The 26530-nt window shown below is 69.0% G+C and carries 24 protein-coding genes; 7 read left to right on the top strand and 17 right to left on the bottom strand.

The window, feature by feature from the left end; translation table 11 throughout:
• Window positions 1-253: 253 nt before the first annotated feature.
• Window positions 254-835, bottom strand: a complete 582-nt coding sequence (locus AB0M45_RS20010) for a TetR/AcrR family transcriptional regulator (RefSeq protein WP_364330914.1) — start codon at window positions 833-835, stop codon at window positions 254-256.
• A 71-nt stretch (window positions 836-906) separates the two neighbouring features.
• On the opposite strand from AB0M45_RS20010, the gene AB0M45_RS20005 reads away from it, so the two are divergent.
• On the top strand, window positions 907-1752 hold the full coding sequence (locus AB0M45_RS20005) for an NAD(P)H-binding protein (RefSeq protein WP_364330911.1): 846 nt from the start codon (window positions 907-909) through the stop codon (window positions 1750-1752).
• A gap of 247 nt (window positions 1753-1999) precedes the next feature.
• On the opposite strand, the gene AB0M45_RS20000 is transcribed toward AB0M45_RS20005, so the two are convergent.
• The 13 genes from AB0M45_RS20000 to pyrR form a co-directional block, all read right to left on the bottom strand.
• The gene (locus AB0M45_RS20000) at window positions 2000-4438 is read right to left on the bottom strand and encodes a primosomal protein N' (protein WP_364330908.1); all 2439 of its coding nucleotides are present in this window, start codon (window positions 4436-4438) and stop codon (window positions 2000-2002) included.
• A gap of 66 nt (window positions 4439-4504) precedes the next feature.
• Complete coding sequence (gene metK / locus AB0M45_RS19995; protein WP_364330904.1) at window positions 4505-5716, bottom strand: methionine adenosyltransferase; 1212 nt, start codon at window positions 5714-5716, stop codon at window positions 4505-4507.
• Between the two features lie 232 nt (window positions 5717-5948).
• Complete coding sequence (coaBC, locus tag AB0M45_RS19990; RefSeq protein WP_364330902.1) at window positions 5949-7172, bottom strand: bifunctional phosphopantothenoylcysteine decarboxylase/phosphopantothenate--cysteine ligase CoaBC; 1224 nt, start codon at window positions 7170-7172, stop codon at window positions 5949-5951.
• A gap of 139 nt (window positions 7173-7311) precedes the next feature.
• Window positions 7312-7593: a DNA-directed RNA polymerase subunit omega gene (gene rpoZ / locus AB0M45_RS19985; protein ID WP_364330899.1), complete on the bottom strand. Its 282-nt coding sequence runs from the start codon at window positions 7591-7593 to the stop codon at window positions 7312-7314.
• Window positions 7594-7696: 103 nt separating this feature from the next.
• Complete coding sequence (gene gmk, locus AB0M45_RS19980; protein WP_364330896.1) at window positions 7697-8281, bottom strand: guanylate kinase; 585 nt, start codon at window positions 8279-8281, stop codon at window positions 7697-7699.
• Window positions 8282-8287: 6 nt separating this feature from the next.
• The gene (gene mihF, locus AB0M45_RS19975; protein ID WP_364330893.1) at window positions 8288-8611 is read right to left on the bottom strand and encodes an integration host factor, actinobacterial type; all 324 of its coding nucleotides are present in this window, start codon (window positions 8609-8611) and stop codon (window positions 8288-8290) included.
• Window positions 8612-9182: 571 nt separating this feature from the next.
• Entirely contained in the window at window positions 9183-10007 is an 825-nt protein-coding gene (gene pyrF, locus AB0M45_RS19970) for an orotidine-5'-phosphate decarboxylase (protein ID WP_364330951.1), read from the bottom strand.
• Window positions 10008-10032: 25 nt separating this feature from the next.
• Complete coding sequence (carB, locus tag AB0M45_RS19965; protein ID WP_364330890.1) at window positions 10033-13341, bottom strand: carbamoyl-phosphate synthase large subunit; 3309 nt, start codon at window positions 13339-13341, stop codon at window positions 10033-10035.
• Window positions 13341-14453 carry a glutamine-hydrolyzing carbamoyl-phosphate synthase small subunit gene (carA, locus tag AB0M45_RS19960; RefSeq protein WP_364330886.1) on the bottom strand — a complete coding sequence of 371 codons (1113 nt, stop codon included), beginning with the start codon at window positions 14451-14453 and terminating at the stop codon, window positions 13341-13343. The genes carB and carA overlap by 1 nt, the downstream gene beginning before the upstream one ends.
• Window positions 14450-14971: a transporter gene (locus AB0M45_RS19955; protein WP_364330883.1), complete on the bottom strand. Its 522-nt coding sequence runs from the start codon at window positions 14969-14971 to the stop codon at window positions 14450-14452. Before AB0M45_RS19955 ends, carA begins: the two co-directional genes overlap by 4 nt.
• Window positions 14972-15088: 117 nt before the next feature.
• Complete coding sequence (locus tag AB0M45_RS19950; protein WP_364330880.1) at window positions 15089-16405, bottom strand: dihydroorotase; 1317 nt, start codon at window positions 16403-16405, stop codon at window positions 15089-15091.
• Window positions 16402-17361, bottom strand: coding sequence for an aspartate carbamoyltransferase catalytic subunit (locus tag AB0M45_RS19945; RefSeq protein WP_364330877.1), 960 nt, complete (start codon window positions 17359-17361; stop codon window positions 16402-16404). Before AB0M45_RS19945 ends, AB0M45_RS19950 begins: the two co-directional genes overlap by 4 nt.
• The gene (gene pyrR, locus AB0M45_RS19940; RefSeq protein WP_364330874.1) at window positions 17358-18005 is read right to left on the bottom strand and encodes a bifunctional pyr operon transcriptional regulator/uracil phosphoribosyltransferase PyrR; all 648 of its coding nucleotides are present in this window, start codon (window positions 18003-18005) and stop codon (window positions 17358-17360) included. The genes AB0M45_RS19945 and pyrR overlap by 4 nt, the downstream gene beginning before the upstream one ends.
• A gap of 272 nt (window positions 18006-18277) precedes the next feature.
• Between pyrR and AB0M45_RS19935 the strand changes: the two genes are divergently transcribed.
• The 3 genes from AB0M45_RS19935 (at window position 18278) to AB0M45_RS19925 (ending at window position 20286) form a co-directional block, all read left to right on the top strand.
• Window positions 18278-18904 carry an alpha-ketoglutarate-dependent dioxygenase AlkB gene (locus AB0M45_RS19935; RefSeq protein WP_364330871.1) on the top strand — a complete coding sequence of 209 codons (627 nt, stop codon included), beginning with the start codon at window positions 18278-18280 and terminating at the stop codon, window positions 18902-18904.
• A gap of 78 nt (window positions 18905-18982) precedes the next feature.
• Window positions 18983-19432 carry an SgcJ/EcaC family oxidoreductase gene (locus AB0M45_RS19930; RefSeq protein ID WP_364330869.1) on the top strand — a complete coding sequence of 150 codons (450 nt, stop codon included), beginning with the start codon at window positions 18983-18985 and terminating at the stop codon, window positions 19430-19432.
• A gap of 140 nt (window positions 19433-19572) precedes the next feature.
• Entirely contained in the window at window positions 19573-20286 is a 714-nt protein-coding gene (locus AB0M45_RS19925) for an HD domain-containing protein (RefSeq protein WP_364330866.1), read from the top strand.
• Between the two features lie 63 nt (window positions 20287-20349).
• Here AB0M45_RS19925 and AB0M45_RS19920 read toward each other — a convergent pair whose 3' ends face one another.
• Window positions 20350-20925 (bottom strand): helix-turn-helix domain-containing protein, encoded by a 576-nt coding sequence (locus AB0M45_RS19920; RefSeq protein WP_364330948.1) that lies wholly within the window; start codon window positions 20923-20925, stop codon window positions 20350-20352.
• 86 nt (window positions 20926-21011) lie between these two features.
• Here AB0M45_RS19920 and AB0M45_RS19915 point away from each other — a divergent pair, with 86 nt between their 5' ends.
• Together AB0M45_RS19915 and AB0M45_RS19910 are read left to right on the top strand one after the other, a co-directional pair.
• Window positions 21012-21995, top strand: coding sequence for a zinc-binding dehydrogenase (locus AB0M45_RS19915; RefSeq protein WP_364330863.1), 984 nt, complete (start codon window positions 21012-21014; stop codon window positions 21993-21995).
• 41 nt (window positions 21996-22036) lie between these two features.
• Complete coding sequence (locus AB0M45_RS19910; RefSeq protein WP_364330861.1) at window positions 22037-23203, top strand: serpin family protein; 1167 nt, start codon at window positions 22037-22039, stop codon at window positions 23201-23203.
• 12 nt (window positions 23204-23215) lie between these two features.
• Here the strand turns inward: AB0M45_RS19910 and AB0M45_RS19905 are convergent, their stop codons facing one another.
• Together AB0M45_RS19905 and AB0M45_RS19900 are read right to left on the bottom strand one after the other, a co-directional pair.
• Window positions 23216-24445: an FAD-dependent oxidoreductase gene (locus AB0M45_RS19905; protein ID WP_364330858.1), complete on the bottom strand. Its 1230-nt coding sequence runs from the start codon at window positions 24443-24445 to the stop codon at window positions 23216-23218.
• Between the two features lie 120 nt (window positions 24446-24565).
• On the bottom strand, window positions 24566-25099 hold the full coding sequence (locus AB0M45_RS19900) for a DUF4334 domain-containing protein (protein ID WP_364330855.1): 534 nt from the start codon (window positions 25097-25099) through the stop codon (window positions 24566-24568).
• Between the two features lie 131 nt (window positions 25100-25230).
• Here AB0M45_RS19900 and AB0M45_RS19895 point away from each other — a divergent pair, with 131 nt between their 5' ends.
• Window positions 25231-26499, top strand: coding sequence for an SLC13 family permease (locus AB0M45_RS19895; protein ID WP_364330852.1), 1269 nt, complete (start codon window positions 25231-25233; stop codon window positions 26497-26499).
• The last annotated feature ends 31 nt before the right edge of the window (window positions 26500-26530 follow it).

Genomic DNA, 26530 nt, shown 5'->3' with positions numbered 1-26530 from the left:
CCAAGGCTCTCGTGTTCTGTTCATATTATCGACGATATATCGGCAATGCATCGAGCGCAAGGGTCGCCGACAAGTTGGAGCTCCGCCAACTGGTCGGCCGCCTGCCGTCGGCGACCATGCCCGGTACCACGGAAAGCGCTGATGAACCGGACTTCGGCCAGGTATGCGAATCGAACCCCCACGACCCGGGGCATCGGCCCGTAAGCAAGGGACGCAGTCGCCACGGCCGAGCGGTGAATAGACGCTCGGAAGCTCAGGAAACGAGCGAGTCGATCCAGCGCTCCAGCCGACGCCCCTCGGCAAGCATGAGCTCGGGTTCGTGAAAGGTATTGGTCAGCAACGAGATGCCCTGATACGCCGCGATCAACGCCACCGCGAGCTCGTCGGCGTCCTCGCGACTCATAGCCGCGAATTGCCGCTCGACCCAGTCGATCAGTTCGCGCAGCCCGGCTGCCACCGCACGGTCGAGCCCGTCGGCCCGCTTGCCCAGTTCCGTCGCCAAAGTTCCGGTGGGGCAACCGAACTGCGCGGCGATGTCGCGCTGATCGACCCAGCTGCGCACTAAAGCCTTGAGCCGGTCTTGCGGCGCGTCGTGCTGTTCCAACACGGTGATCAGCTTCCGGAGAGCGCGCTTTTGCGCAGTGATCGCCGCCTCTACCAACTGATCTTTCGTTTTGAAGTAGTAGTACACGTTGCCCACCGGAACCTCGGCGGACCGGGCGATGTCGGCGATCGTCGTCTTCTCGACGCCCTGTTCGTGGAACACCCGAGCCGCGGCGGCGGCCAACCGCTCCCGCTTGCCCGCCTTCGATGCCGATTCGACCGAGTCAGTCACACAACTAACTATAGACACCACACCCTTGGCCAGCTAGCCTTTAGTCAGTCAACTAACTAAAGGACTAGAAAATGATCGTAGTGACCGGAGCGACCGGCAATATCGGGCACAGCCTGCTGCCGTCTCTCACCGCGGCAGGCCAAAGGGTGATCGCGGTGTCTCGCGGAACCCAAAACATCACGCTGCCGGACGGCGTGCGTCACCAGCGCGCTGACCTGACCGACCTGGACACGCTCCGCCCCGCCTTTACGGGCGCCGACGCATTGTTTCTGCACAACACCGGCGTGAGTGCGCATCTGATGGATCCGCCGGCGCTGCTGGAACTCGCGAAAGCGGGCGGGATCGGGCGGGTCGTACTGCTGTCGTCGCAAGGCGTGCGCACCAGGCCACACTCGGACTCGCACGGGGGTGTAGGACGGGCTTTCGAGGACGCCGTCCGCCAATCGGGCATGGAGTGGACGATCCTGCGGCCCGGTGCGTTCGCGTCCAACACGTACGCCTGGGTGGAATCGGTACGCACCCAACGGGCTGTCGCCGCGCCATTCGGCGACGTGGGCCTGCCGGTCATCGATCCAGCCGACATTGCCGAGGTCAGCGCCGCAGCCCTAACCGAAGACGGGCACTCCGGACAGATCTACGAGTTGACCGGTCCCGCCCTCAGCACGCCCCGGCAGCAGGCCGCAGCGATCGGTGACGCACTCGGTGAGCCGATCCGGTTCATCGAGCACAACCGTGCAGAGGCGCGCGCGCAGATGCTGCAGTTCATGCCGGAACCGGTCGCCGAGACGACCCTGGACATCCTCGGCACGCCCAACGCAGACGAGCAACGGATCAGTCCTGATGTGGAGAAGATTCTCGGCCGCGCTCCCCGGACATTCGCCGCATGGGCCCAGCGCAACGTCGTCGCATTCCGGTAATTCGACACCACTCCGATGAGACCGTGTGCCCCGCCCGTCGCAGATATGATCCGCTCGTGTGGGACAGATGGGCACGAGCCATGTTCTGAAATACTGACCTGATCCGAAACACTCGAACATGACCAGCATCCGGTGCATTCCATGGGCGCGTGTCGGCCGGGTGAGCGCAAGGGGGCGTTGGAGCGCTGCGGGCATCTTTTCGGCCGCGTCGATCGGCTGCCACAAAACCCGCACATGGCGGAACTTTTCAGCCGATGTCGATCGGGTCGATCTGGACGCGCAGCGGGGCGTCGGAGCGGTGCGTGCTGCGGACCGCCTGCGCCGCCCGCAGCGCCCTCGCCAGCGCCGCGCCGCGGCCACGTGCGACGCGCAGCAGCATCCGCTCGACCTCGGCAGGGGAATCGCCGGAGGAGAACGGTTTGCGAGCGCCCTCCGGGAGCGGCACCGGGCCCAGCCGGTCGACAGTGTCGGGAAGGTCGGCCGCGGCGAGCAGCTCGGCGATGGTGTCGGCGGTGCCGTCTATGGCGGCGAGGCGGACCGCAGGCGGGAAGCCGACCTCGGCGCGGGCGACGACCTCGGCGCGGGCGGCGCCGACCGGGTCCCACCGGACCAGCGCCTGCACGGTGGGGATCGAGGGTTCGGCCATCACGATGACCTGGCCGTGCGGGCGAATCAGCGCGGCGGCGCCCATCCAGCGGCGCAGCGTGTCCTCGGCGGCCCGCAGATCGGCGCGGCTGAGCAAGGCCCACCCGTCGAGCAGCAGCGCGACGCCGTAACCGCCGGGAACCACGGGTTCGGCGCCTACCGTCGCCACGACGACCTGTGGTCCCGGCTCCACGGTGTCGAGCACCGCGCCGCCGCCGGAACCGCGGATGGGCACTCCGGGGAACGCGCGGCCGAGTTCTTCCACGGTGCGGGCCGCGCCGATCACCACGGCCCGCAACGCGCGCGATCCGCAGGCAGTGCAGCGGAACGCGGCTTCGGTGATCCCACACCAGCGGCACGCGGGACTCTGGGCCGCCGCGCTGGATTCCGCCGGCCGTCCGCGCGCTTCCGGCAAGGCAAGCGGCCCGTTGCAGTGCCTGCACCGGGCGGGTGTCCGGCATTTCGCGCAGGCCAGGGAGGGAATGTAGCCGCGACGCGGCACCTGAACCAGCACCGGCGCCTCCTCCTTCAGCGCGGCGCGGGCGGCGGCGAACGCCACGCCGGGAATCCGGACGGAGCGCGCGACCGGATCGCGTTCCAGCGCGATGTCGCTGTCGCCGGGAGCGCTGATCCGCGGCGCCGTTTTGCGCAGAACAGCTCGGTCGGCGACCAGGTCGTGCGCCCAGCCGGAATCGACCACCGCCTGGATTTCCGCGGTCCGCGCGAAACCGGCCGCAACGAACGCCGCCCCGGTCTCATGCGCCCGCAACATCGCCACCTCACGTGCGTGCGGATACGGTGCGCGCGGTTCGGCGTAGGTGTCGTCGCCGTCGTCCCAGAGTGCGATCAGGCCGAGATTCCTCGCCGGTGCGAACACCGCGCTGCGCGTGCCGACCACCACGCGCGCCGAACCGCGCAGCACCGCGAGCCAGCGCCGGTACCTTGCCGCGGGGCCTAGACCCGCCGACAGTCCGACCGCCGAATCCCCCACCAGCCGGACGCACTCCGCCAGCACCCGGTCGAGATCGCGTTGATCGGGCACCAGGAGGATCGCACTGCGCCCTTGCCCGGCCACCACGGCGGCGAGTTCGGCCAACCGCCGCGCCCAGTTTTCGCCGGGGAGCGCTTGCCAGGCGGCGCGTGCCCCCTTTCCTTGTACAAGCGCGGCGACGAACGCCGCGCCGTGGACATACCGCTCCCACGGGTCGATGTTCACCTCGACGCCCGAAAGCGCTAGCCGCGACGACGGATCTCCGACGACCACGTCCCGCTGCTCGCTGCTCACGGCATCGACCGGGGGCGGCCCTTCCGACTCCGAAGACCCGTCAGCACCCGACGACTCGACCGCCGTACCCGGGTGGGGCTGTTCACCGGCCCCGGCACTCGCGAAACGGGGATCGCCCGGTACGGCTGCCCCAGGTCCGATATCCGGCTGACCCGACGCATTCACCGCGTCTGCCTCGGCAGCCGATACACCTTGTGCCTCAACGGAATCCGGAGGCTCCGTGGTCGGATTCGTCACGGATACGACGGTCGCACGGCCCGGTCGCGCCGAAGATGGTGACGCACCGCCGCTTTCGGCAGCGAATTCGCTGTCGACGTCGCCTCCACCCCCGCTGATATCACCGGGGGAAATCGGAACTGCTTGTGCCGCAGCGGCATCGGCGGACTTCTTCGTCCCGCCGGATTCGGTGCGAGCGTGGCGCGGCGGAATGGCCAAGCGCAGGACGTCGGCGCGGGTGCCCGCATAACGTGCCGCCACCGCGGTGGCCAGTTCCAGGATTTCCGGCGTCAGGACGCGCTCGCCGGAGACGACGCGTTCGAGTTCGACCAGCTTGCCTGCATGGTCGCTGTGTGCGAGCCGCGCGAGCAGATAACCGTCGACGAGGCGGCCCGCGAAACGGACGCGCACCCGCACCCCCGGCTGGGCGAGTTCGTCCAGCTCGGGGGGCACGAGGTAGTCGAAGTCGCGGTCGAGGTGGGCCGGTGCCAGCAGCGGAAGCACTCTGGCAATGGGCCGCGACCCGGCTACGGAGCCCACGGCCGGACGGTCCGCCGAGGGGGCGGGGGTGTCCGCCGCGGGTTCGTTCACTCCTACCCGGTCGGGTCAGAGACCGATGGCGGCGCGCAGCTTATCCGCACGATCGGTGTGCTCCCACGGCAGGTCGACGTCGGTGCGGCCGAAGTGGCCGTACGCGGCGGTCGGCGCGTAGATCGGGCGCAGCAGGTCCAGATCGCGGATGATCGCGCCCGGACGCAGGTCGAACACCTCGGTGATCGCGGTGGAGATGCGCGCCGGATCGACCTTCTCGGTGCCGAAGGTCTCGACGAACAGGCCGACCGGGGCGGCCTTGCCGATCGCGTAGGCCACCTGAACCTCGACGCGCTCGGCCAGATCGGCCGCGACCACGTTCTTCGCGACCCAGCGCATGGCGTACGCGGCCGAACGGTCCACCTTCGACGGGTCCTTGCCGGAGAAGGCGCCGCCGCCGTGGCGAGCCATGCCGCCGTAGGTGTCGACGATGATCTTGCGGCCGGTCAGGCCCGCGTCGCCCATCGGACCGCCGAGCACGAACTTGCCGGTCGGGTTGACCAGCAGGCGGATGTCCGAGGTGTCCAGGCTGGGCACTTCCAGTTCGGCGAGCACCGCGTCGACGACCTTCTCCCGGATATCGGGCGCGAGCAGGTTGTCCAGGTCGATGTCGGCGGCGTGCTGGGTGGAGATGACGACCGTGTCGAGGCGGACCGGGCGGTCGCCGTCGTACTCGATGGTGACCTGGGTCTTGCCGTCCGGACGCAGGTAGGGCAGCACGCCGGACTTGCGCACCTCGGTCAGCCGGCGCGACAGCCGGTGCGCGAGCGCGATCGGCAGCGGCATCAGTTCCGGGGTGTCCTTGGTGGCGTAACCGAACATCAGGCCCTGGTCGCCGGCGCCCTGCCGCTCGATCTCGTCGGCGGCCCCGCCGACACGCGCCTCGTGCGAGGTGTCCACACCCTGCGCGATATCCGGCGACTGCGCACCGATCGCGATATTTACACCGCAGGAATTCCCGTCGAATCCCTTTGCGGAAGAGTCATATCCTATTTCCAGGACCTTCTCCCGGACAATTCGCGGAATATCCGCATATGCCGATGTGGTGACCTCACCCGCGACATGGACCTGACCGGTGGTCACGAGAGTTTCCACCGCGACCCGGCTGTGCGGATCCTCCGCGAGCAATGCGTCGAGGATGGAATCGCTGATGGCATCACAGATTTTGTCCGGATGACCCTCGGTCACGGACTCACTGGTGAAAAGGCGGCTGCCGGACGTGCGCACAGTTCTTCCCTCTCCCTCAACGGGTTACTCGTATCGGCTTGCGACAGTAACGCGGTGTCGCCACTGCGCAACCCTTATATCTCAGACTATTCCAAACCACCGACGCGGCGGACCTCAACGCACAGCCACCCCAGACAGCTGAACCCATGGTGTCGCGGCGGCGATGACGACATGACGGCGACGCGAACAACCGGCCGATCAGGTGGCCATCGTGGCAGGCGCGCGGCCGAAGTCAGCGCAACAACACACTCAGCGCGTCGAGCACCCGGCTCGCGAGCAACGCCTTCGAGCCGTGATCGAGCGCCTGCTCGGTGCCGTCCGCGCCGAGCAGCCAGCCGTCGTTGGTATCCACCTCGAACGCCTTGCCCTCGCCGACCGCGTTGACCACCAGCAGGTCACAGCCCTTGCGGGCGAGCTTGGCCCGCGCGTGGGTGAGGACGTCGCCGTGCTCGTCACCGGTCTCGGCGGCGAAGCCGACGATCGCGGTGCCGGGCAACTGACCGTCGCGCCGCGCCTGCACCAGCCCGGCGAGGATGTCGACGGTCTTGGTCAGCGGAATGACGTCGGGCTCGCCCGCGCCCTTCTTGATCTTGGCCGCGGCCACGTTGGTCGGCCGGAAATCGGCGACGGCCGCGGCCATGATCACCGCGTCCGCGCCGACCGCGTGCTTGTCGACGGCGGTCTTCAGCTGATCGGCGGTGGTGATGTGCACCAGGTCGACGGCGGCGGGTGCGGCCATCTCGATCGTGTTGCCCGCGATCAGCGTGACGTGGGCGCCGCGCTGGGCCGCGACCCGCGCGAGCGCGTAGCCCTGCTTGCCGGAGCTGCGGTTGCCGAGGAAACGCACCGGATCCAGCGGTTCCCTGGTGCCGCCCGCCGTGATGACGACCCTGCGGCCCTCCAGATCACGCGGGATCGCGTCGGCCCGCTCCACGAGCAGCGACGCGAGGCCGAAGATCTCCTCGGGCTCGGGTAGCCGTCCCGGACCGGTGTCGGTGCCGGTGAGTCGGCCCGACGCGGGCTCCATGACGATCGCACCGCGGGCGCGCAGCGTCGCGACATTCGCGATGGTCGCCGGATGCTCCCACATCTCCGTGTGCATCGCGGGCGCGAACAGGATCGGACATCGGGCCGTCAGCAACGTGGCGGTGAGCAGGTCATCGGCGCGGCCGGTCGCGGCGCGCGCCATGAGGTCGGCGGTTGCCGGGGCGATGACCACCAGGTCCGCCTCCTGGCCCAGCCGAACGTGCGGGACCTCGGGCACATCGGCGAACACGCCGGTGTGCACCGGGTTCCCGGAGAGCGCTTCGAAGGTCGCCTTGCCGACGAACTGCAGCGCCGACTCGGTGGGGATCACCCGGACCTCATGTCCGGTCTCGGTGAAACGCCGGACCAGCGAGCAAGCCTTGTAGGCGGCGATCCCCCCGCTGACGCCGACGACGATCCGTGTGGTCACTACGCCTCCGGCCGGCTGATCCCCGCACGCGCGGGGAAAACGACGACGATCCGTGTGGTCACTGCGCCTCCGGGGGATCATCCCCGCCCACGCGGGGAATTCGATACTGCGGGCTCATGCGCCGAGGACCGGGTGTCGCTCACTCGCCTTCGGAGTGCTCGAGCAGGTCGGCGTGGATTTCGCGCAGCGCGACCGACAGCGGCTTCTCCTGCAGACCCGGCTCCACCAGCGGGCCGACGTACTCGAGGATGCCGTCGCCGAGCTGGTTGTAGTAGTCGTTGATCTGACGGGCCCGCTTGGCCGCGTAGATGACCAGGGCGTACTTGGACGAGGTGCGCTCGAGCAACTCGTCGATCGGCGGGTTGGTGAGGCCGACCGGCGTGTCGTAGGCGGGCGCGGTCGTGGTGTCCGTACTGCTCACTAGGGGGACTCCTGGTGTCGTGGATGTCACATGAGCGAGGGGCCCTGCGTGGTTAGGCAAGCTGCCTTTTGCGGGCCTTGATCACTGATGCGCAGGTTGGGGGTCACGAACTCGAATTCGTGCTAACGAACAACGATACCAAGTGCTCACAGGCGCTGGTGACGTCGTCGTTCACGATGACGATGTCGAACTCGTCACAGGCTGCCAGCTCGATCCTGGCGGTTTCCAACCGGCGTTCGATCACCTCGGGCGACTCGGTGCCGCGCAAGGTCAGCCGCGCCACCAACTCCTCCCAGCTCGGCGGGGCGAGGAACACCAGGATCGCCTCCGGCATCGCCTGGCGTACCGACCGCGCGCCTTCCAGATCCACTTCGACGAGGACCGGAAGGCCCTGCGCCAACGCGGCACGGACCGGTCCGGCGGGGGTGCCCGAACGCTGCAACCCGCCGTGGATGTCCGCCCACTCGAGCAGTTCGCCCGCCTCGATCATCGCGTCGAACTCCGCACGGGACACGAAGCGATAGTCGAGGCCGTCGACCTCCCCGGGCCGCGGGGCCCGGGTCGTTGCCGACACGCTGAAGACCAGTTCGGGCAGTCGCTCGCGGACACAGCGGACCACGGTGGACTTGCCCACGGCCGAGGGGCCGACCAGTACAACCAGCCGACCCTTCTGCGTGTGTTCGACCACCCTCGGTTAGGAGGCGTCGAAGTCGAATCGGGCCAGCAGCGCCTTGCGCTGCCGATCGCCGAGTCCGCGCAGCCGCCGGGTGGGGGCGATCTCCAGCTCGCTCATGATTTCCGCCGCCTTGACCTTGCCCACCTTCGGCAGGGCCTCCAGCAGCGCCGACACCTTCATCTTGCCGAGGATCTCGTCGGTCTCGGCGTCGGTGAGGACCTGCTTCAGGTTGGTGCCGCCACGCTTCAAGCGCTCCTTGAGCTCCGCCCGAGCGCGGCGAGCGGCAGCCGCCTTCTCCAAAGCAGCGGCGCGCTGCTCGTCAGTCAGCTGGGGAAGGGCCACGGTTCCTCCGTCTCATCGTTCATTGCATCAACTCCCACCGGTAACCCGGCAGTCTCAGCGACCGTACCCACGACGTCCGCCGATTGCGAACCCACCCCCCAGGTCAGCGCATGATTCCGGATGCGGTGGACGCACCCGGGGTGCACCGGGCGGCACGCCGGCGCCACTATGCGGATCGTACCGCCGAATCGTCGAAATAGCCCGCGAGCAGGACTTATTCGACAGACCAAACGGTTTGCGGAAGGGTTGCGACACGAGGCCGCACCGATCCAGCAACCCCTCACCGGCTCGACCAGGAACTTTCTCGAAATTCTCCGCGTGTCGCGGGTTCTTTGCGCGTGTCGGGCGTCACACTCTCGCCTCGAGTACCGAGGAACCGGCATTCAGTGCCCACACGTATGGCCCCCCCTACGCCGTTCCAGGCAATCGGCCCATCCGGACACCACCTACCAGCGCCGAAACCGACGCAGAAGCGCGCACAGACCCCGCTACGGGCCGCCTGTACGCGTGCACCTGCATGCACAGGCGCGGAAACGGCGCAGACCGGCGCTCGGTGCGCCGGTCTGCGTGGTCATTTCTGCAGGAACGCGAACGCGTCCTGGAGCGCGTGCACTCTGGCACGCAGTGCCGGGACGGCCGGCCCGTCCCGTAGCACCTCGCGCGAGACATTCGGCACGACGGCTGCCAGCATCGGCTCGGGAACCAGATCACGAATGGTTTCCGGGCCGCCGCCCTGTGCGCCCACACCGGGCATGAGGATCGGCCCGTTGAGCGCGGACAGATCCGGCGCCTCGGTCAGCGTGGCGCCGACCACCACGCCCACCGACCCGAACTCGCCGCCCGCGTTGCGGGCGGCGGCTTCGTCGACCATCGTCTGCGCGACCGTACGCGCGTCCGCGGCGACCGCCCGCTGTACCTGCGCCCCTTCGGGATTCGACGTGGCCGCCAGCACGAAGACGCCGCGCTGGTTGGCCTCGGCGAGAGTCAACGCCGGCGCCAGCGAGCCGAATCCGAGATACGGCGAGACCGTGACGGCGTCCGACCCGAGGGGACCATCGGCCAGCCAGGTACGGGCATAGGCGGCCATGGTCGAGCCGATGTCGCCGCGTTTGGCGTCGGCGAGCACCAGCGTTCCCGAGGCACGCAGTACCTCGATGGTCCGCTCCAGCACGGCGATCCCACCGGAACCATAGGCCTCGAAGAACGCGACCTGCGGTTTGATCAGCGCGACCAAGCCGTCGAAGGCCTCCACGCAGATCTCGGCGAACTGTTCGAGGCCGTCCACATCCTCGGTCAGGCCCCAGGACCGCAGCAATTCCGGATGCGGGTCGATGCCGACACACACGGGGCCGAAATGGTGCATCGCGTGCCGCAGCCGGCCGCCGAAGGTCTTCATGTCGCCCGATCCGTCCAGCCGCGGCTCAGCCACGCAGCACCGAGTGCAGTTCCTGCAGGGAGCGCACGCCGATCCCGCCGTTGATGCTGGCCTCGATGCCCTGCACGGCAGCCGCCGCGCCCTGCACGGTGGTGATGCACGGGATGTTCACCCCGACCGCCGCGCTGCGGATCTCGTAGCCGTCCACGCGGGGACCGGAGTTCCCGTACGGGGTGTTGAACACCATGTCGATCTCGCCGTCGCGGATCTGCTCCACGATGGTCGGCTCGTCGGCCGGGCCTTCTTCGGAATGCTTGCGCACCCGCTCACACGGAATGCCGTTGCGCCGCAGCATCTCCGCCGTTCCCTCGGTGGCGAGGATGCGGAAGCCGAGATCGTTGAGGCGCTTGACCGGGAAGACCATCGCGCGCTTGTCCCGGTTGGCGATCGAGACGAACACGGTGCCCTCGGTGGGCAGCGATCCGTAGGCGGCGGTCTGGCTCTTGGCGAAGGCGGTGCCGAAATCGGCGTCGATACCCATCACCTCGCCGGTGGACTTCATCTCCGGCGAGAGCAGCGAATCCACCCCGCTGCCGTCGGCGCGCCGGAACCGGTGGAACGGCAGCACGGCCTCCTTGACCGCGACCGGCGCGTCCAGCGCGACGTGGCCGCCGTCGCCCTCGCTCGGCAGCATGCCCTCCTTGCGCAGCTCGGCGATGGTGGCGCCGAGCATGATCCGCGCGGCGGCCTTGGCCAGCGGCACCGCGGTGGCCTTGGACACGAACGGAACCGTCCGGCTGGCCCGCGGATTGGCCTCCAGCACGTAGAGCACGTCGTCCTTGAGCGCGTACTGCACGTTCAGCAGGCCCCTGACGCCGATGCCCTTGGCCAGCGCGACGGTGGAGCGGCGCACCGCGTCTATGTCGCTGCGGCCCAGCGTGATGGGCGGCAGCGCGCATGCAGAGTCGCCGGAGTGGATGCCCGCCTCCTCGATGTGCTCCATCACGCCGCCGAGGTAGACCTCCTCGCCGTCGCACAGCGCGTCGACATCGATCTCGATCGCGTCCTCCAGGAACCGGTCCACCAGCACCGGATGCTCCGGGCTGAGCGCGGTCGCGCGCGAGATGTAGCCCTCCAGAGACTTCTCGTCGTAGACGATCTCCATGCCGCGCCCGCCGAGCACGTACGAGGGGCGCACCAGCACCGGGTAGCCGATGTCCGCGGCGATCTTCCTCGCCTGCGCGAAGGTGGTCGCCGTGCCGTACTTCGGCGCGGGCAGCCCGGCCGCGACCAGCACGTCGCCGAACTCGCCGCGGTCCTCGGCCAGGTCGATGGCGGCCGCGCTGGTGCCGACCACCGGCACGCCCGCCTCGGTGAGCCGCTGCGCGAGACCGAGCGGGGTCTGCCCGCCCAGCTGCACGATGACGCCCGCGACGGTGCCGGACTCGCGTTCGGCGTGGTAGACCTCGAGCACGTCCTCGAAGGTCAGCGGCTCGAAGTAGAGGCGGTCGGCGGTGTCGTAGTCGGTGGAGACGGTCTCGGGGTTGCAGTTGACCATCACCGTCTCGTACCCGGCCTGCGACAGCGTCTGCGCCGCGTGCACGCATGAGTAGTCGAACTCGATGCCCTGGCCGATCCGGTTCGGACCGGACCCGAGGATGATCACCTTCTCGCGTTCGGGCTGCGGCGCGACCTCGGACTCGGCGGCGGGGTCGAGCTCGTAGGCCGAGTAGTGGTAGGGCGTCTTGGCCTCGAACTCGGCGGCGCAGGTGTCGACGGTCTTGAAGACCGGGCGGATCCCGAGGCGGTGCCGCAGGGCGCGTACGCCGCTTTCCCCGGCCAGCTCCGGACGCAGCGCCGCCAGCTGCCGATCGGACAGGCCGTAGTGCTTGGCCCGGCGCAGCAGCGGCTCGTCCAGCACGGGCGCATCGAGGACTTCCTGCCGCAGCTCGACCAGACCGGCCACTTCCGCGACGAACCACGGGTCGATGCCGGAGGCGGCGGCGACGTCCTCGATGCTCGCGCCCAGGCGCAGCGCCCGCTCGACCTGGTAGATGCGGCCCTCGGTCGGGGTGCGCAGATCCGCCAGGATCGCTTCGACGTCGGTCCACTCGCCGTCGTCCTGGGTCCAGAAACCGGCGGCCTTGGTCTCCAGCGAACGCAGCACCTTGCCCAGCGCCTCGGCGAAGTTGCGGCCGAGCGACATCGCCTCGCCCACCGACTTCATGGTGGTGGTCAGCGTGGCGTCGGCGCCGGGGAACTTCTCGAACGCGAACCGCGGCGCCTTCACGACGACGTAGTCCAGGGTCGGCTCGAAGCAGGCCGGGGTTTCCTTGGTGATGTCGTTGACGATCTCGTCGAGCGTGTAACCGATGGCCAGTTCGGCGGCGATCTTCGCGATCGGGAAGCCGGTCGCCTTGGACGCCAGCGCGGACGAACGCGAGACGCGCGGGTTCATCTCGATGACGATCAGGCGGCCGTCGCGCGGGTCGACCGCGAACTGGATATTGCAGCCGCCGGTGTCGACGCCGACCTCGCGCAGGATGGCGATGCCGAGATCACGCAGCTTCTGGTACTCGCGGTCGGTGAGCGTCATGGCCGGGGCGACGGTGACCGAGTCCCCGGTGTGCACACCCATCGGGTCGACGTTCTCGATCGAGCAGACCACCACGACGTTGTCGCGGCCGTCGCGCATCAGCTCGAGTTCGTATTCCTTCCAGCCGAGGATGGACTCCTCGATGAGGACGTTCGCCGTGGGCGAGGCGGCCAGGCCGCCGCCCGCGATGCGGTCGAGGTCCTCCTCGTTGTAAGCCATGCCCGAGCCGAGACCGCCCATGGTGAACGACGGGCGCACCACCACGGGGAAGCCGAGTTCGGCGACCGTCTCGCGGACCTCGTCCATGGTGAAGCAGACTCGCGAACGCGCGCTCTCCCCGCCCACCTTGGCCACGATGTCCTTGAACTTCTGCCGGTCCTCGCCGCGCTGGATGGCGTCGAAGTCGGCGCCGATCAGCTCTACGCCGTACTTCTCCAGCACACCGCGCTCGTGCAGCGCGACCGCGGTGTTCAGCGCGGTCTGCCCGCCCAGGGTGGCCAGGATCGCGTCGGGACGCTCCTTGGCGATCACCTTCTCCACGAACTCCGGCGTGATCGGCTCGACGTAGGTCGCGTCGGCGAACTCCGGGTCGGTCATGATCGTCGCCGGGTTCGAGTTGACCAGCGACACGCGCAGGCCCTCGGCCCGCAGCACCCGGCACGCCTGGGTCCCGGAGTAGTCGAATTCGCACGCCTGGCCGATGACGATCGGGCCAGAACCGATCACCAGGATGTGCTCGAGATCCTCGCGGCGAGGCATCAGGCTCCTTCCATGAGACCGGCGAAACGGTCGAACAGATATGCGGCGTCGTGGGGTCCGGCGGCGGCTTCCGGGTGATACTGCACGGAGAAGGCGCGGCCGTCGACCAGCCGGACGCCCTCGACCGTGCCGTCGTTGGCGCAGACGTGGCTCACTTCGGCCGTGCCGAAGGGGGTGTCGAATCGCTCGCCCCGCTCGCCCTCCAGCGCGAACCCATGGTTCTGCGCGGTGATCGAGATCCGGCCGGTCTCGTGCTCCACCACCGGGATGTTGATGCCGCGGTGGCCGAACTTCATCTTGTAGGTGTCGCGGCCGAGCGCGCGACCGAGGATCTGGTTGCCGAAGCAGATGCCGAACAGGGGCAGGCCCTTGGCCAGCACGCCACGGGTCAGCTCGACCGCGCCGTCGGCGGTGGCCGGGTCGCCGGGGCCGTTGGACAGGAAGACGCCGTCGGGCTTCAGCTCCAGGATCTGGTCCAGCGTCGTGCTCGACGACACCACGTGCACCCGCATGCCGCGCTGGGCGAACATGCGCGGGGTGTTGGTCTTGATGCCCAGGTCGACCGCGACGACGGTGCACCGGTGCTCGCCGCCCGGCTCGATCGTGTAGAGCGCGTCGGTGCTCACTTCGCCTGCCAGGTCGGCGCCCAGCATCGACGGCTGGCCGTTCACCCTGGCCACCAGCTCGTCGGCGTCGGCGAGCGCGTCACCGGAGAAGATGCCCGCCTTCATCGAGCCACGGGTGCGCAGGTGGCGCACCAGCGCGCGGGTGTCGATACCCGCGATGCCGACGATCCGCTGGCGTTCGAGCTCGTCGGGCAGGGTCGTCGTCGCGCGCCAGTTCGACGCGCGTCGAGCGGGGTCACGCACCGCGTACCCGGCGACCCAGATCTTGGCGGACTCGTCGTCCTCGTCGTTCCAGCCGGTGTTGCCGATCTGCGGCGCGGCGGCCACCACGATCTGGCGGTGGTAGGACGGGTCGGTGAGGGTCTCCTGATACCCGGTCATCGCGGTGCAGAACACCGCCTCACCGAGCGTCTGGCCCACGGCGCCGTAGGCCTGGCCGCGGAACACCCGGCCATCCTCCAGCACGAGTGCTGCTTCTCGTGTCATCCCTCGTCATCTCCCGTCATCGTCCCGCTCTGATCCGCCGTCGAAAGCCGCCGCCAAGCCGGGTAGACCGACTTGTCGTCGCCACGGAAACCGGTATCGATCTCGGTTCCGGTCGGCAGCTTCCAGCGAATGACCAGCACACCATCTTCCGTCATCACTTTGCCCGCGTGGCCGCGTTCGGTGCGCACCGCGGTGATGGATTCCTGGGGAATCCAGATCACCGTCGCGCCGTCGCGTTCGAGCAGAATCCCCCGTTCGAACCGCGTGAGCTCCGCTGTGGCCCGGAACCCCAAATCCCCCACCGTGATCCGGTCCTGCCAGCTGGGTGCGATGGTGCTGCCCAGGTAGAGGCCGGTGGTCGGTTCCAGGACCTGCGCACCGAGTTCGACGGGCAGGGCGGGCAGGACGCCGATGCGCTCCGCCTGCCGCGCCGCACGGTTGCGCCAGCCTCGGTACATCAGCCACAGGCACAGCACGAACAGGACGAGCAGCCCGAGAACCCAGAGCGTTCTTTCCACCTACGGACCTCCTGTGTCGGATTTGCGGCGCTCCCGGAGCCCTGCGTGGTCACGCTCCGCTACCGCCTCCGGGCTCGTCGCTCGCGCCGCGGTATCGAACGTGCGTGCCTGGCTCATCTACGCCTCCGCATGGCCGCGCGCCGCCTTGCCGTCGCGGGCGGTGACCCGGCCGCGCAGCAGGGTCGCCGTCACCCGGGCCGGGAGGGTCATCGCCTCGAACGGCGTGTTGTGCGAGATGCTGGCGAGTTCGCTGCCGTGCACCGTCCAGCTCGCGGTCGGGTCGACCAGCGTCAGGTTCGCCGGTTCCCCGACCTCGAGCGGCCTGCCGTGGTCGTCGAGACCGACGATTTCGGCCGGACGCTCGCTCATCACGCGAGCGACACCGCGCCAGTCCAGCAGGCCCGGCTCCACCATGGTCCGCACGATGATCGACAGCGCGGTCTCCAGGCCGAGCATGCCGGGACGGGCCGCCGCGAACTCGCAGCACTTGTCCTGCTCCGCGTGCGGGGCATGGTCGGTGGCGACGCAGTCGATGACTCCGTCGGCCAGCGCTTGCCGCAGCGCGGCGGCGTCGGAGGATTCGCGCAGCGGCGGGTTGACCTTGTTGACCGCGTCGTAGGTCTCCAACCGGGAATCGTCGAGCAGCAGGTGGTGCGGGGTCACCTCGGCGGTGATGGCGATGCCCTGGGACTTCGCCCATTTCACCAGCTCCACGGTGCCCGCGGTGGAGGCGTGGCAGATGTGCACCCTGGCGCCCGCGTCGCGGGCGAGCAGGGCGTCCCGCGCGACGATGGACTCCTCGGCCGCGCGCGGCCAACCCGCCAAGCCGAGCCGCGCCGCGGTCGGGCCCTCGTGCGCGACCGCGCCCTTGGTCAGCCTCGGTTCCTCGGCGTGCTGCGCGATCAGCACGCCGAGCGAGTTCGCGTACTCCAAGGCGCGGCGCATGATCAGCGGGTCGTAGACGCAGTGGCCGTCGTCGGAGAACATGCGCACCGCCCCGGCACCCGCCGCCATGGTGCCCATCTCGGCGAGCTGCTTGCCTTCCAGCCCGACCGTGACCGCGCCGACCGGGTACACGTCCACCAGGCCGACCTCCCGGCCGCGGCGCCACACGTGGTCGGTGACCACCACCGAGTCGGCGACCGGGTTCGTGTTGGCCATCGCGAACACCGCGGTGTAACCGCCGAGCGCGGCGGCGGCGGAACCGGACTCGATGGTCTCGGTGTCCTCGCGCCCCGGCTCGCGCAGGTGGGTGTGCAGGTCGACGAAGCCCGGCAGCAGTATCTGCCCCTGCGCGTCGATGATCTCGGCCCCGACCACGCCGAGGTCGGTGCCGATCTCGCGGATCTCGCCGTCCGCGACGAGCACGTCGACCGGCTGGCCCTCGCCGTACCGCAGTACGCCCTTGATCAAAACGGTGGAGTTCGAACTCATGCCACTGCCTCCTGGGTTCCGACGAGCAGGCGGAACAGGACGGCCATGCGCATGTGCACACCGTTGGTGACCTGTTGCAGCACAGCGGCGTTCGGGGAGTCCGCGACCGAGGACGCGATCTCCATGCCGCGCAGCATCGGGCCGGGGTGCAGCACGACGGCGTGGTCGTCCAGCAGGGCCAGCCTGCGCTCGGACAGTCCGTAGGTGATCGAGTACTCGCGGGCCGACGGGAAGAACCCGCCGTTCATCCGCTCGGCTTGCACGCGCAGCATCAGCACCGCGTCGGCGCCGATCAACTCGGCGTCCAGGTGGTGCGAGACGCGGGCGGGCCAGGCCTCGACACCGACCGGCAGCAGCGTGCGCGGGGCGACCAGCACCACCTCGGCGCCGAGGGTCGCCAGCAGGAAGACGTTGGACCGCGCGACCCGGCTGTGCAGGATGTCGCCGACGATGACGACCCGCTTGCCCTCGATGTCGCCGAGCCGCTGCCGGAGGGTCAGCGCGTCCAGCAGTGCCTGGGTCGGGTGTTCGTGCGTACCGTCGCCGGCGTTCACGACGGCCGGGCCGCAGCTGCGTCCCGCCGAGACCGCCCATTCGTCCATCCACCGGGCGATCTGGTGCGCGGCGCCGGAGGCCGGGTGCCGCACGACCAGCGCGTCGGCGCCCGCGGCGTGCAAGGTCAGCGCGGTGTCGCGCAGCGACTCGCCTTTGGCGACCGAGGAACTGCTCGCGCTGACGTTGATCACGTCCGCGCTCATCCATTTGCCCGCGACCTCGAACGAGACCCGGGTGCGGGTGGAGTTCTCGTAGAAGACCGTCATGACGGTGCGGCCGCGCAGCGTGGGCAGCTTGTGCACCTCGCGGCCGAGCAGGGCCTGTTCGAACCGTTCGGCCTCGTCGAGCAGTCCGGTCGCGGTGGCGCGATCAAGAGCGGCGACCGACAGCAGATGCCTCACGCTCCCGCCTCCTGTTCCGAACCGTGGCGCAGGTAGACCCCGTCGCGGCCATCGTGCTCGGTGAGCAGCACCGAGATGTCCTCGGACCGGTTGGTCGGCACGTTCTTGCCGACGTAGTCGGCGCGGATCGGCAGTTCGCGATGACCGCGGTCGATGAGTACCGCCAACTGCACGGCGCGCGGACGGCCCAGATCGCGCAGACCGTCCAGCGCGGAGCGCACGGTGCGGCCGGAGAACAGGACGTCGTCGACCAAGACGACCAGCGCGTCCTCGATGCCGCCCTCGGGCACCGAGGTGCGCTCCAGCGGCCGGTGCGGGCGGCTACGCAGGTCGTCGCGATAGAGGGTGATGTCGAGCGAGCCCAGCGCCGGGCGGACACCGGAGAATTCCTCGATCTTGTCGGTGAGCCGCGCGGCCAACGTGGTGCCGCGGGTGGGAATGCCGATCAGCACGACGCGCGGCGCGTCCAGCTCGCCCGCGTCCAACGCGGTCTTCTCGATGATCTGGTGTGCGATGCGCGCGATGGTCCGCCCGACATCCGAAGCCGACAACAGCTCTCGCCCCGCCGCCACCCCCTCCGGGGTATGTCGCTGCGATGCCTCGGCAGCGCCGGACTTGGCGGCCCGTTCTTCGGGCACGGCCATGCCGACCTCCTTCCCCGCCTCACCGGACGGTCCGTTAAAGGATGTCTTACGGCAAGCAGACTAGCAGCGCCGCGACGGACGTTTTCACCAGCCATATCGGGCTGTGAGCGGGGCCACGGCCAGCACGTCGGCAAGCGGCATCAGGTCCCGGTCGGCAGGCCGGTCTCGGCGCCGACCGCTCCGGTGTCAGCTCCGGCCGCGAACTATCAACGCGGACGACATTGACCGAAAGCCGCTAGCACATATGTTCGATCGGCGGTACGCTCGGCAACATGCCCGCACCGCTGCAGGGATCGCTTCTGGATGGATTCGGCGACACCGAATTCGGGTCGCTTCGCGATATCCGCCGCACCACCCTCGACCGTGGCGCCTGGGTGGATCTATTGCCCGCATGGCTGTCCGGCGCCGACGCGCTGTTCGACCGGCTGGTCGCGTGCGTGCCGTGGAAGGCCGAGCGCAGGCCGATGTACGACCGGGTCGTCGACGTGCCCCGGTTGCTGAAGTTCTACGAGGAGCACGAACCACTGCCGGATCCCGCCCTGGCCGACGCGCGCACGGCCTTGTCCGAGCACTACCGGCACGAACTCGGCGAACCGTTCCGCACGGCCGGACTGTGCTACTACCGGGACGGGCACGACAGTGTGGCCTGGCACGGCGACACCTTCGGCCGCGGCGCGACGCACGACACCATGGTCGCGATCGTGTCGATCGGGGCGCCGAGGGCGCTGCTGCTGCGACCGCGCGGTGGCGGGGCGAGTGTGAAATACGTCGTCGGACATGGCGACCTGCTGGTCATGGGCGGCTCGTGCCAGCGGACCTGGGAGCACGCCGTGCCGAAGACGCGCAGGCCCACCGGCCCGCGGATCAGCATCCAGTTCCGCCCGCGCGGCGTGCGGTGACGTCCCGGCCCACTGTGCGGCGGGCAACGGCGCGACACCCTTGACCTGAACCACTGTTGAGGTCGGAAGCTCTTCGGCATGAGCGCGACAGCATTCACACCGCCCTTGGTCGAGGACACGACGGCCGACCACACCGACGACGTCGCCGCGATCCGGCAGATCATCGCCAACGCCGAGACCGCGTTCAACACCAATGACGCCGATCTGCTGACCGGCGACTTCACCGCCAACGCGGCTGTCGTCAACGCGGCGGGCACGCTGATCACCGGTTTCGACGCGCTACTCGACGCGAACCGGCGCGGTCTGGCCGGTTTCCTGAAAGACCAGTACGCCCGCTACGAGGTGGCCGACATCACGTTCCTTCGACCCGACGTCGCGATCGCCCACAAGCGCGCGTGGGCGACCACGGCCGACGGCGAGCCGCTCGACAACGACCACGCCATGATCGCGCTCTACGTCCTCGTCAAACAGGGCAATCGCTGGTACACGGCGGCCAGGCAGAACACCCTGGTGCCCAAGGACGAGTAAGCACCGCAGGAACGAGCGGATGTCGGGAGCGGGCGTCGCTCGGCCGCAACGGCGCTGAGCGACGCCCAGGAGGTTTTTCCGCATTATCGATGCCGTGTCACCCGTTTTCGCTTGTCACCCGCTCCCGATAGCCTGGAATCATGAGCAATCCAGGGGCGGGGGTCTTGGCCGTGATGCCGCTGCACACGATCAGCGAGGTTTACGGCGAGGCCGGGCTGCGTGAACGACTATTGCTGGAAATCGCCGAGCTGCCGGACACACCACGGCTCGCCGCGGCCCTGGATCTCGCGGCAGACCTGCATCGCGACGATCGTTACGGACGCGAGCCGTACCTCAGTCATCTACTGCGGGTGGCGATTCGGATCATCAGCTACTACGAGGTCCGGGATCCGGACGTGGTCGCGGCGGGCCTGCTGCACGACTCGGTCGAGGATCACGCCACGGAGCTTGCCGCCGACCGTCCGGGCCCCACCGTGGACGCCGCGCTCGGCACGCTCACCGACCGGTTCGGTGAACGAGTGGCCGACCTGGTGGCCGCCGTGACCAATCCGGAGCCCGACCCGTCGCGCGATCGGCAGACCCAGTACCGCGAGCACGTCGCGACCAATCTGGACCGCGACCCGTGGGCCCGCGTCATCAAATTCTCCGATTTCACCGACAACGGCGTCGGCATTCTCTACGCCACCGGTCCCGCGATGCCCAGGCTCGCCGCCAAGTACCGCCCGCTCACCGCGGTGTACCGCGACCTGGTCACCCGGCCGGATACGCCCCTGGCCGACCACGTCCGGCAGCACATCCTCGACCAACTCGACCGCGCGGACGAGCGCTTCGACGCCATTCTCGCGCGCGACTGATCGGCGGTGGCCGCCCCGCGACGCAGTGGAAGGCCCTGACTCCGGCCACCCTGGCGTGAACGCTCACGCCGCGCGCAGCACCGACTCGACCAACTCGCGGACCGCGACCAGCAACCGATCGGTCTCACCCGCGCGGACCATCCGCGGCACCAGCTCGCCGCTGAGGGCACCGAGCAGCAGCCGGCCGACCACCTCGGCGTCCAGGTCGGGACGGGCTTCGCGCAGCAGCGTGGTGATGTGGTTGTCCCAGAAGGTGTGGAACTCCGCGGTCCGCGGATGCGGCGGCACGGTGCGATAGGCGACCATCAGCTCGGAATTGTCGATCACCAGCCGCGTCATCGCGTCGAAGTACGCGATCAGGCGAGCATCGGCGGGCGCGCCGGGACCCAGCGGCGGCGGGCCGCTGGTGATCGCGTCCATCAGCGTGAGCGCGCTCTCGGCGACCATTTCGTGCAGCAGCCCGGCGCGGTTGCCGAAACGATGGAAGATCGTCCCTTTTCCCACCCCGGCGGCGGCTGCCACGCGGTCCATGGTGATCGCCTCGGCGCCGTGCTCGGCGAGCAAAGCGGCGGTGGCGTCCAGGATCGCGCGCCGGTTGCGCGCCGCATCCACCCGTTCCTTCGGCCGTTCGCCGACCATCACACCCGCTTTCCTGGACAACTTGACCGTCGGTCCATATTCTCGGACGAGACAACTGGACCGACAGTCAAGTTATGGAGTTCGTGATGCAGGCAATCGTAATGACGGGCATCGGAGGCCCAGAGGTGCTGGTCGCGCAGGAGGTCCCGCGGCCACGGCCGGGCGCAGACGAGGTGGTGATCCGCGCCGAGGCGATCCCTGTGCTGTTCCCCGAGATCAAGTTGCGCTCCGGGGAGTTTCCGCTGGGCGCCCCGCCGCCGCTGATCTTCGGATTTCAGGCGGCGGGCGTGGTCACCGAAGTCGGCAGCCGAGTCGACTCCGCACTGATCGGGCAGCGCGTGGTCGTGGCGACCGAGGGTTTCGGCGCGTACGCCGAATTCGTCGCCGCACCAGTGGATTCGGTGACGTTCATTCCGGACGGGTTGTCCGTGGTAGACGCGGCGGCGGTGCTGATGAACGGCTCGGTGGCGATTCCGCTCCTGGAGACCGCCGCGTTGACCGGAGTGGAGACCGTCCTCGTCGAGGCCGCCGCGACCGGCGTCGGCAGCGCTCTGACCCAGCTGGCGAAGGAATACGGTGCGGCCCGCGTCGTCGCGACGGCCGGTGGCCCGGCAAAGGCGGCGCAGGCTCGTGAGCTGGGCGCCGATGTGGTGATCGACCACAGCAACCCAGCGTGGACCACGCGGTTGCGCGAAACCCTCGGTGGCGCAACGGTGGACGTGGTCTTCGATGCGATCGGCGGTGCGAGCGCCGCCGAACTACTCGATCTCATGACACCTCTGCGCGGCCGGATGCTGGGCTATGGCTGGTTGTCCGGCGCCCCGGCGCAGGTGTCCGCCGGTGATCTGATCATGCGGGGGCTCACCTTCACCGGGTGCGCCGGACCGGACTGGCTGGCGCGGGTCGCCGAGGCGGGCACCGCCGTTCTGGCCCGCGCCGCAGCGGGCGGGCTGGATTCGCTGGTCGAGGCAGTACTGCCACTGGACCAGGCAAGCCGCGCACACCGGCTGCTGGAGGACCGAACACCGGTGGGCAAGATCGTGCTGCGGCCGGGGCCCGGCGTGTCGTAGGAACGACGCGAGGCCGACGCCGCCGCGGATAGTGTGGGGTCGTGCGGACTTCCCTGGAACCCCATGTCGGCGCGGCCAATGCGCTCACCGCTCGATGGTGTGCGGTGGTGGGCCGAAGCGACTTCGTCGTGTCCGGCGCGGGTGTGTGGCCGTTGCTGGCCCTGCTCGCGTCGGCGGCGGAGGGTTCGGCGCGGGACGAACTCGCGGCGGCGATCGGAGTGCCCGCGACGACCGGGCAGGGCGGGGCGCTGCGGTTGCTGCGCGATATCGAACGCGCGGAGGCGGTATCGGCCGCACTCGGAGTGTGGGTGCGCAACGATCTTCCGCTACACGAGGAATGGGCGAGTCGGTTGCCCGCGGGCGTCCTCGCGCGGCTGGCCGGGCAGGCCGAACTCGACAGCTGGGCGGCCGAGCACACCGAGGGGCTCATCGAGCGATTCCCGCTCTCCGTGGATCCCGACACGCTGATGGTGCTGGCCACCGCGCTGGTCGCGAAGACCCGGTGGCGTGTGCCGTTCGACGTCGGGATGCTGACGCCGGAAGACGGCCCGTGGCAGGGGCATCGCGGTCCCGGGTTGTCCCGGACCAGCAGCGGCCTCACGAACGCCGCGATTCTGGACGCGCCGCAGCCTGTTACGCGCGTCGTGGTCGAAGGTAGCGCCGATCTCGACGTCCACCTGTTGCTCGGTCCGGGGACGCCCGGCACCGTACTCGGAACCGGTCTGGCCGCCTTGTCGGACGCGGTGGCGATTCGCACCGGCCTGCCGGTCGGGACCGAAGGTCCAGGGCTCACCGTGCGCACCGAGCCGGTCCGCGCCAACGCCGACCAGCTGCGAATTCGGCTGCCGCCGTTCGAGGTTCGATCGACCCACGATCTGCTCGCCGGACCCGGACTGTTCGGACTGACCACCGCGACCGATTGCGCCAGTGGTCATTTCCCCGCGATCTCCCCCATGCCACTGTGCGTCGGCCAAGGAGCTCAAGAGGTCCTGGCCCGGTTCAGCCATGAGGGTTTCGAAGCCGCCGCGGTGACCGCGTTCGGCTTGCGCGCGGCGAGCGGGGCACTCCAGAGCCACCAGGCGACCGTCATCTCGGTGACGTTCGACCGGCCCTTCGGCTTCCTCGCCGTGCACCGCCCCACGGGTCTTGCGGTCGTCGCGGGATGGATTGCCACCCCACCCACTACATCTCCCACCGGTTCGGTGTAGCGCAGCTGCCGATCAAACACAGCGCGCGAAGTGCGGTGCGTGTTCGGGTCGTATGCCGCGGGCGATCAGGAACGGCGGGACGCTGCGCAGTACGGGAATCCGGCGCAGGACGCGGACCGGCATGGGGGCGCGAGGCGCACCGGCGATATCGATGCGCCCGTCGAGGGCGGGGGCGATGGCCCAGGCGTGCAGGAAGCGTTGTATCCCCTGTGTCACCACCGTCGGGAACCGCCGCCGTCGCTGCACCTTCGCCAAATCCTTGGTGCCCACCGCGCCGGACAGCAGTGGCGCGGCGAGAATTCTCGCCGCCGCGACAGCGTCCTGTACGGCCAGGTTGATGCCGACACCACCGGCCGGGGACATGGCATGGGCGGCATCGCCGAGGCAGAGCAGGCCGTTGGTGTACCACTTGGTCAGACGGTCGAGCTTCACCTCGAGCAGCTTCACCTGATCCCAACTGGTCAAGGTGTCGACACGGTCACGAAGCCAGGGTGCGGCGTCGGCCAGGGTGCGCATGATGTCCTCGACCGGCCCGCGGCGGGCGGACTCGTCGGCGCCCTTGGCGATCAGGGTCGCGCACTGCCAGTAGTCGCCGCGGTCGAGCAGGACCGCGACCCGCCGTGCGGTGACGATCGGCAGCGCGCCCGCGGGGTCGATCTCGGTGCGCGGCAGACGGAACCACCACACGTCCATCGGCGTCGACCACTTGCGGGTCGGCAGTCCCGCCGCCGAACGCAGCACTGAGCCGCGACCGTCACAGGCCACCGTGAGATCGGCCTCGATCGCGCCGGTCGCGCCGTCCATGGTCCGGTAGGCGACGCCGCCGACCCTGCCGTCGATCCAGATCAGATCGGTGGCCTCGGTGTTCATCCGGAGCCGGAAGGCCGGCTCGGCCTCGGCGGCGCGCGCGAGCAGATCCAGCAGATCCCACTGCGGCACCATGGCGATGTACTTGTGTTTGCCCGGCAGGTGTTTCAGCGTGACGAAGGTCTGCACGCCACCCGCGACCGGCAGTTGCACCTGATCCAGTTTGCGCGCGGGCAGTTTCGCGAATTCCGCGCCGAGCCCTAGTTCGTCGAGCAGGTCGAGAGTGGTGGGATGCACGGTGTCGCCGCGGAAGTCCCGCAGGAAGTCCTTGTGCTTCTCCAACACCGTGACCTCGACTCCTGCGCGGGCCAACAGCAGTCCGAGGATCATCCCGGCCGGTCCCCCACCGACCACCAGGCAGGTCGTACGTTCCATCGACGGTCCCTTCCTCGGTCGCGCATCGCCGCAAAGGTGTCGCTGTTTGCGCAAAATCCTAGTGTGGCGCGAGCGATGCCGGACCTGGATCGGCGACGGTCGTCCGGTTCGGCGGCAACCTCACCCGACGTCCCTGTGCAGGACAAAGAAATATGGCTCGGCCATGCCGCGCATGTCCATCACGCCGAGTAGGGTGCGCTCGTCCGCGCGGCGGAAGTGATCGATGATCGGCAGGTGGTCGTAGATCATGGCGGCGCTGGTCACGCCGCGGTATTCCACCTCGCGCAGGCGCGCGGTCGGCGTGTGGGTTCGCAAGGCGGGCCGGAGGATCGGCAGCATCCTGCGCACAGCGCGCACGCCGGACAGCGGCACCCGGCCGGCCAGTGCGAGCGGAACCCGCCTCGGATCGATCGGAAACACCGCATCCCCTGCCGTGAACAGCAGCGGGTGCACACGGTCGGGGCCATCGAACTGCTTGCCGTACCACCCGGACGCTTCCAGTACACCGTCGAGTGGATGGCCGGTGTGGAGTTCGGCACCGCGCCAGCGCCCGGTCGAGATCTCCTCGATCCGGGCCGCGCGAAGGCGGTCGAACAACGCCCACGCCTCCTGCGTGGTGTGGACATCCAGCAGTGTCGGCTCGTTCGGGGCCATGTCTCCAACTTCCTCATCGAAGCAACGTTGCGATAAATATCCTATCGTTCTATCAGAGTGGCGGCGCCGTCATCCCGGCCGACCTGCGGCCCAGGCCGATACACCAAGGGCTCAGTCGAGATGCTGCCATGATGTCGGATGTGCTCGAACAGGTCGATTCCACCGATCGGACCCCGCCCGCGCCGGCCACGGCTGCGCCGTCTGGACCGCCACCGCGGCTCGGTGTATTGGACTGGGTACGACTGGGATTGCTGCTCGCCGGTCTGCTGTGCGTGATCACCGGACTGCTGCCCCACGACGACGCCGTCGCCAACATGCGGCGAATCAGCCCTCTGCTGCTGTTTCTGGGCAGCGTGATCGTGCTGGCCGAACTCACCAGGCAGGCCAAGGTTTTCGACGCCATCGCCCATCGCCTGGCGATCCTCGGTCGCGGTTACTACCCCGCTCTGTTCGTCCTGTGCGTGCTGTTCGCCTCGGCCACCACCATCCTGCTGAATCTCGACACCACGGCCGTGCTGATCACCCCGGTGATGCTGGCACTGGCGGCGCCAGCCCGAATTCCGCCGCTGCCGCTGGCCATGACCACGCTGTGGCTGGCCAACACCGCAAGCCTGTTGCTGCCGGTCTCCAATCTCACCAATCTGCTCGCCGCGGATCGGGTAGCGCTCACCGCGACGGATTTCGCGGCGAGAATGTGGGCGCCGCAAGTGGTTTCCATTGCCGCGACGATGGCCTGCCTGTGGCTCTGGTACTGGCGGCGCGGGCGACGCGAGAGCGACCGCTATGTGCCGCCCGAGCCGATCCGACCCGTGAATTTCCGGGAGCGCGCATTACTTTTCACCACCACGGGGGCCTGCCTGCTGTTCATCCTCGCGATTCCCCTCGTCGGCGACCACATCGGCATCGCGGCCACTGTGGCGGCGGGCATCGCGGTGGCCGGCTTCGCGGTCTTCGACCGCGGCGCTTTGCGGCTGTCGCTCATCCCTTGGCGGCTGCTGGTTTTCGTGGTCGGCCTGTTCTTGGTGGTGCCCACCCTGAGCCGATTCGGCCTCGCCGATCTCATGCACGCCTTGATCGGTACCGACGGCGGCGCGTCCGGCGCCTACCGGGCCGCCGCCGCGGGCGCCGTGCTCTCCAACGTCGCCAACAACCTCCCCGCCTATACCGCGGGAGAGGCGGTGATCCCGGCAGGAAACGGCAATCAGCTTCTCGCGCTGCTGATCGGGGCGAATATCGGCCCCATCGTCACGCCGTGGGCATCGCTCGCCACCCTGCTGTGCCTGGAGTTCTGTCGCACGCATGACGTCCGGGTCCCGATGACGCGCTTCGTGCTCACCGGCCTCGCCCTCGCCGTCGTCGCCGGCACGGGCTCCGTCGCGGCGCTATTGGTGATGGGTTGAGCAGCTGCTTCGCCATCGTCGCGCCTAGTGC

The organism is Nocardia sp. NPDC051787 (genome assembly GCF_040681325.1).
Lineage (GTDB): Bacteria > Actinomycetota > Actinomycetes > Mycobacteriales > Mycobacteriaceae > Nocardia.
The sequence above is the reverse complement of the archived record's forward strand: the minus strand, read 5'-3'. Positions and strand labels throughout refer to the sequence as shown.

Coding starts and splice junctions, on each gene's coding strand:
- carA (WP_364330886.1), bottom strand. CDS start 14,453: ATGACACGAGAAGCAGCACTCGTGCTGGAGGATGGCCGGGTGTTCCGC.
- AB0M45_RS19905 (WP_364330858.1), bottom strand. CDS start 24,445: ATGGAACGTACGACCTGCCTGGTGGTCGGTGGGGGACCGGCCGGGATG.
- carB (WP_364330890.1), bottom strand. CDS start 13,341: ATGCCTCGCCGCGAGGATCTCGAGCACATCCTGGTGATCGGTTCTGGC.
- AB0M45_RS19920 (WP_364330948.1), bottom strand. CDS start 20,925: ATGGTCGGCGAACGGCCGAAGGAACGGGTGGATGCGGCGCGCAACCGG.
- AB0M45_RS19895 (WP_364330852.1), top strand. CDS start 25,231: ATGTCGGATGTGCTCGAACAGGTCGATTCCACCGATCGGACCCCGCCC.
- AB0M45_RS19925 (WP_364330866.1), top strand. CDS start 19,573: ATGAGCAATCCAGGGGCGGGGGTCTTGGCCGTGATGCCGCTGCACACG.
- AB0M45_RS20005 (WP_364330911.1), top strand. CDS start 907: ATGATCGTAGTGACCGGAGCGACCGGCAATATCGGGCACAGCCTGCTG.
- AB0M45_RS19930 (WP_364330869.1), top strand. CDS start 18,983: ATGAGCGCGACAGCATTCACACCGCCCTTGGTCGAGGACACGACGGCC.
- AB0M45_RS19900 (WP_364330855.1), bottom strand. CDS start 25,099: ATGGCCCCGAACGAGCCGACACTGCTGGATGTCCACACCACGCAGGAG.
- AB0M45_RS19935 (WP_364330871.1), top strand. CDS start 18,278: ATGCCCGCACCGCTGCAGGGATCGCTTCTGGATGGATTCGGCGACACC.
- AB0M45_RS19950 (WP_364330880.1), bottom strand. CDS start 16,405: ATGAGTTCGAACTCCACCGTTTTGATCAAGGGCGTACTGCGGTACGGC.
- AB0M45_RS19915 (WP_364330863.1), top strand. CDS start 21,012: ATGCAGGCAATCGTAATGACGGGCATCGGAGGCCCAGAGGTGCTGGTC.
- pyrR (WP_364330874.1), bottom strand. CDS start 18,005: ATGGCCGTGCCCGAAGAACGGGCCGCCAAGTCCGGCGCTGCCGAGGCA.
- pyrF (WP_364330951.1), bottom strand. CDS start 10,007: ATGAAGACCTTCGGCGGCCGGCTGCGGCACGCGATGCACCATTTCGGC.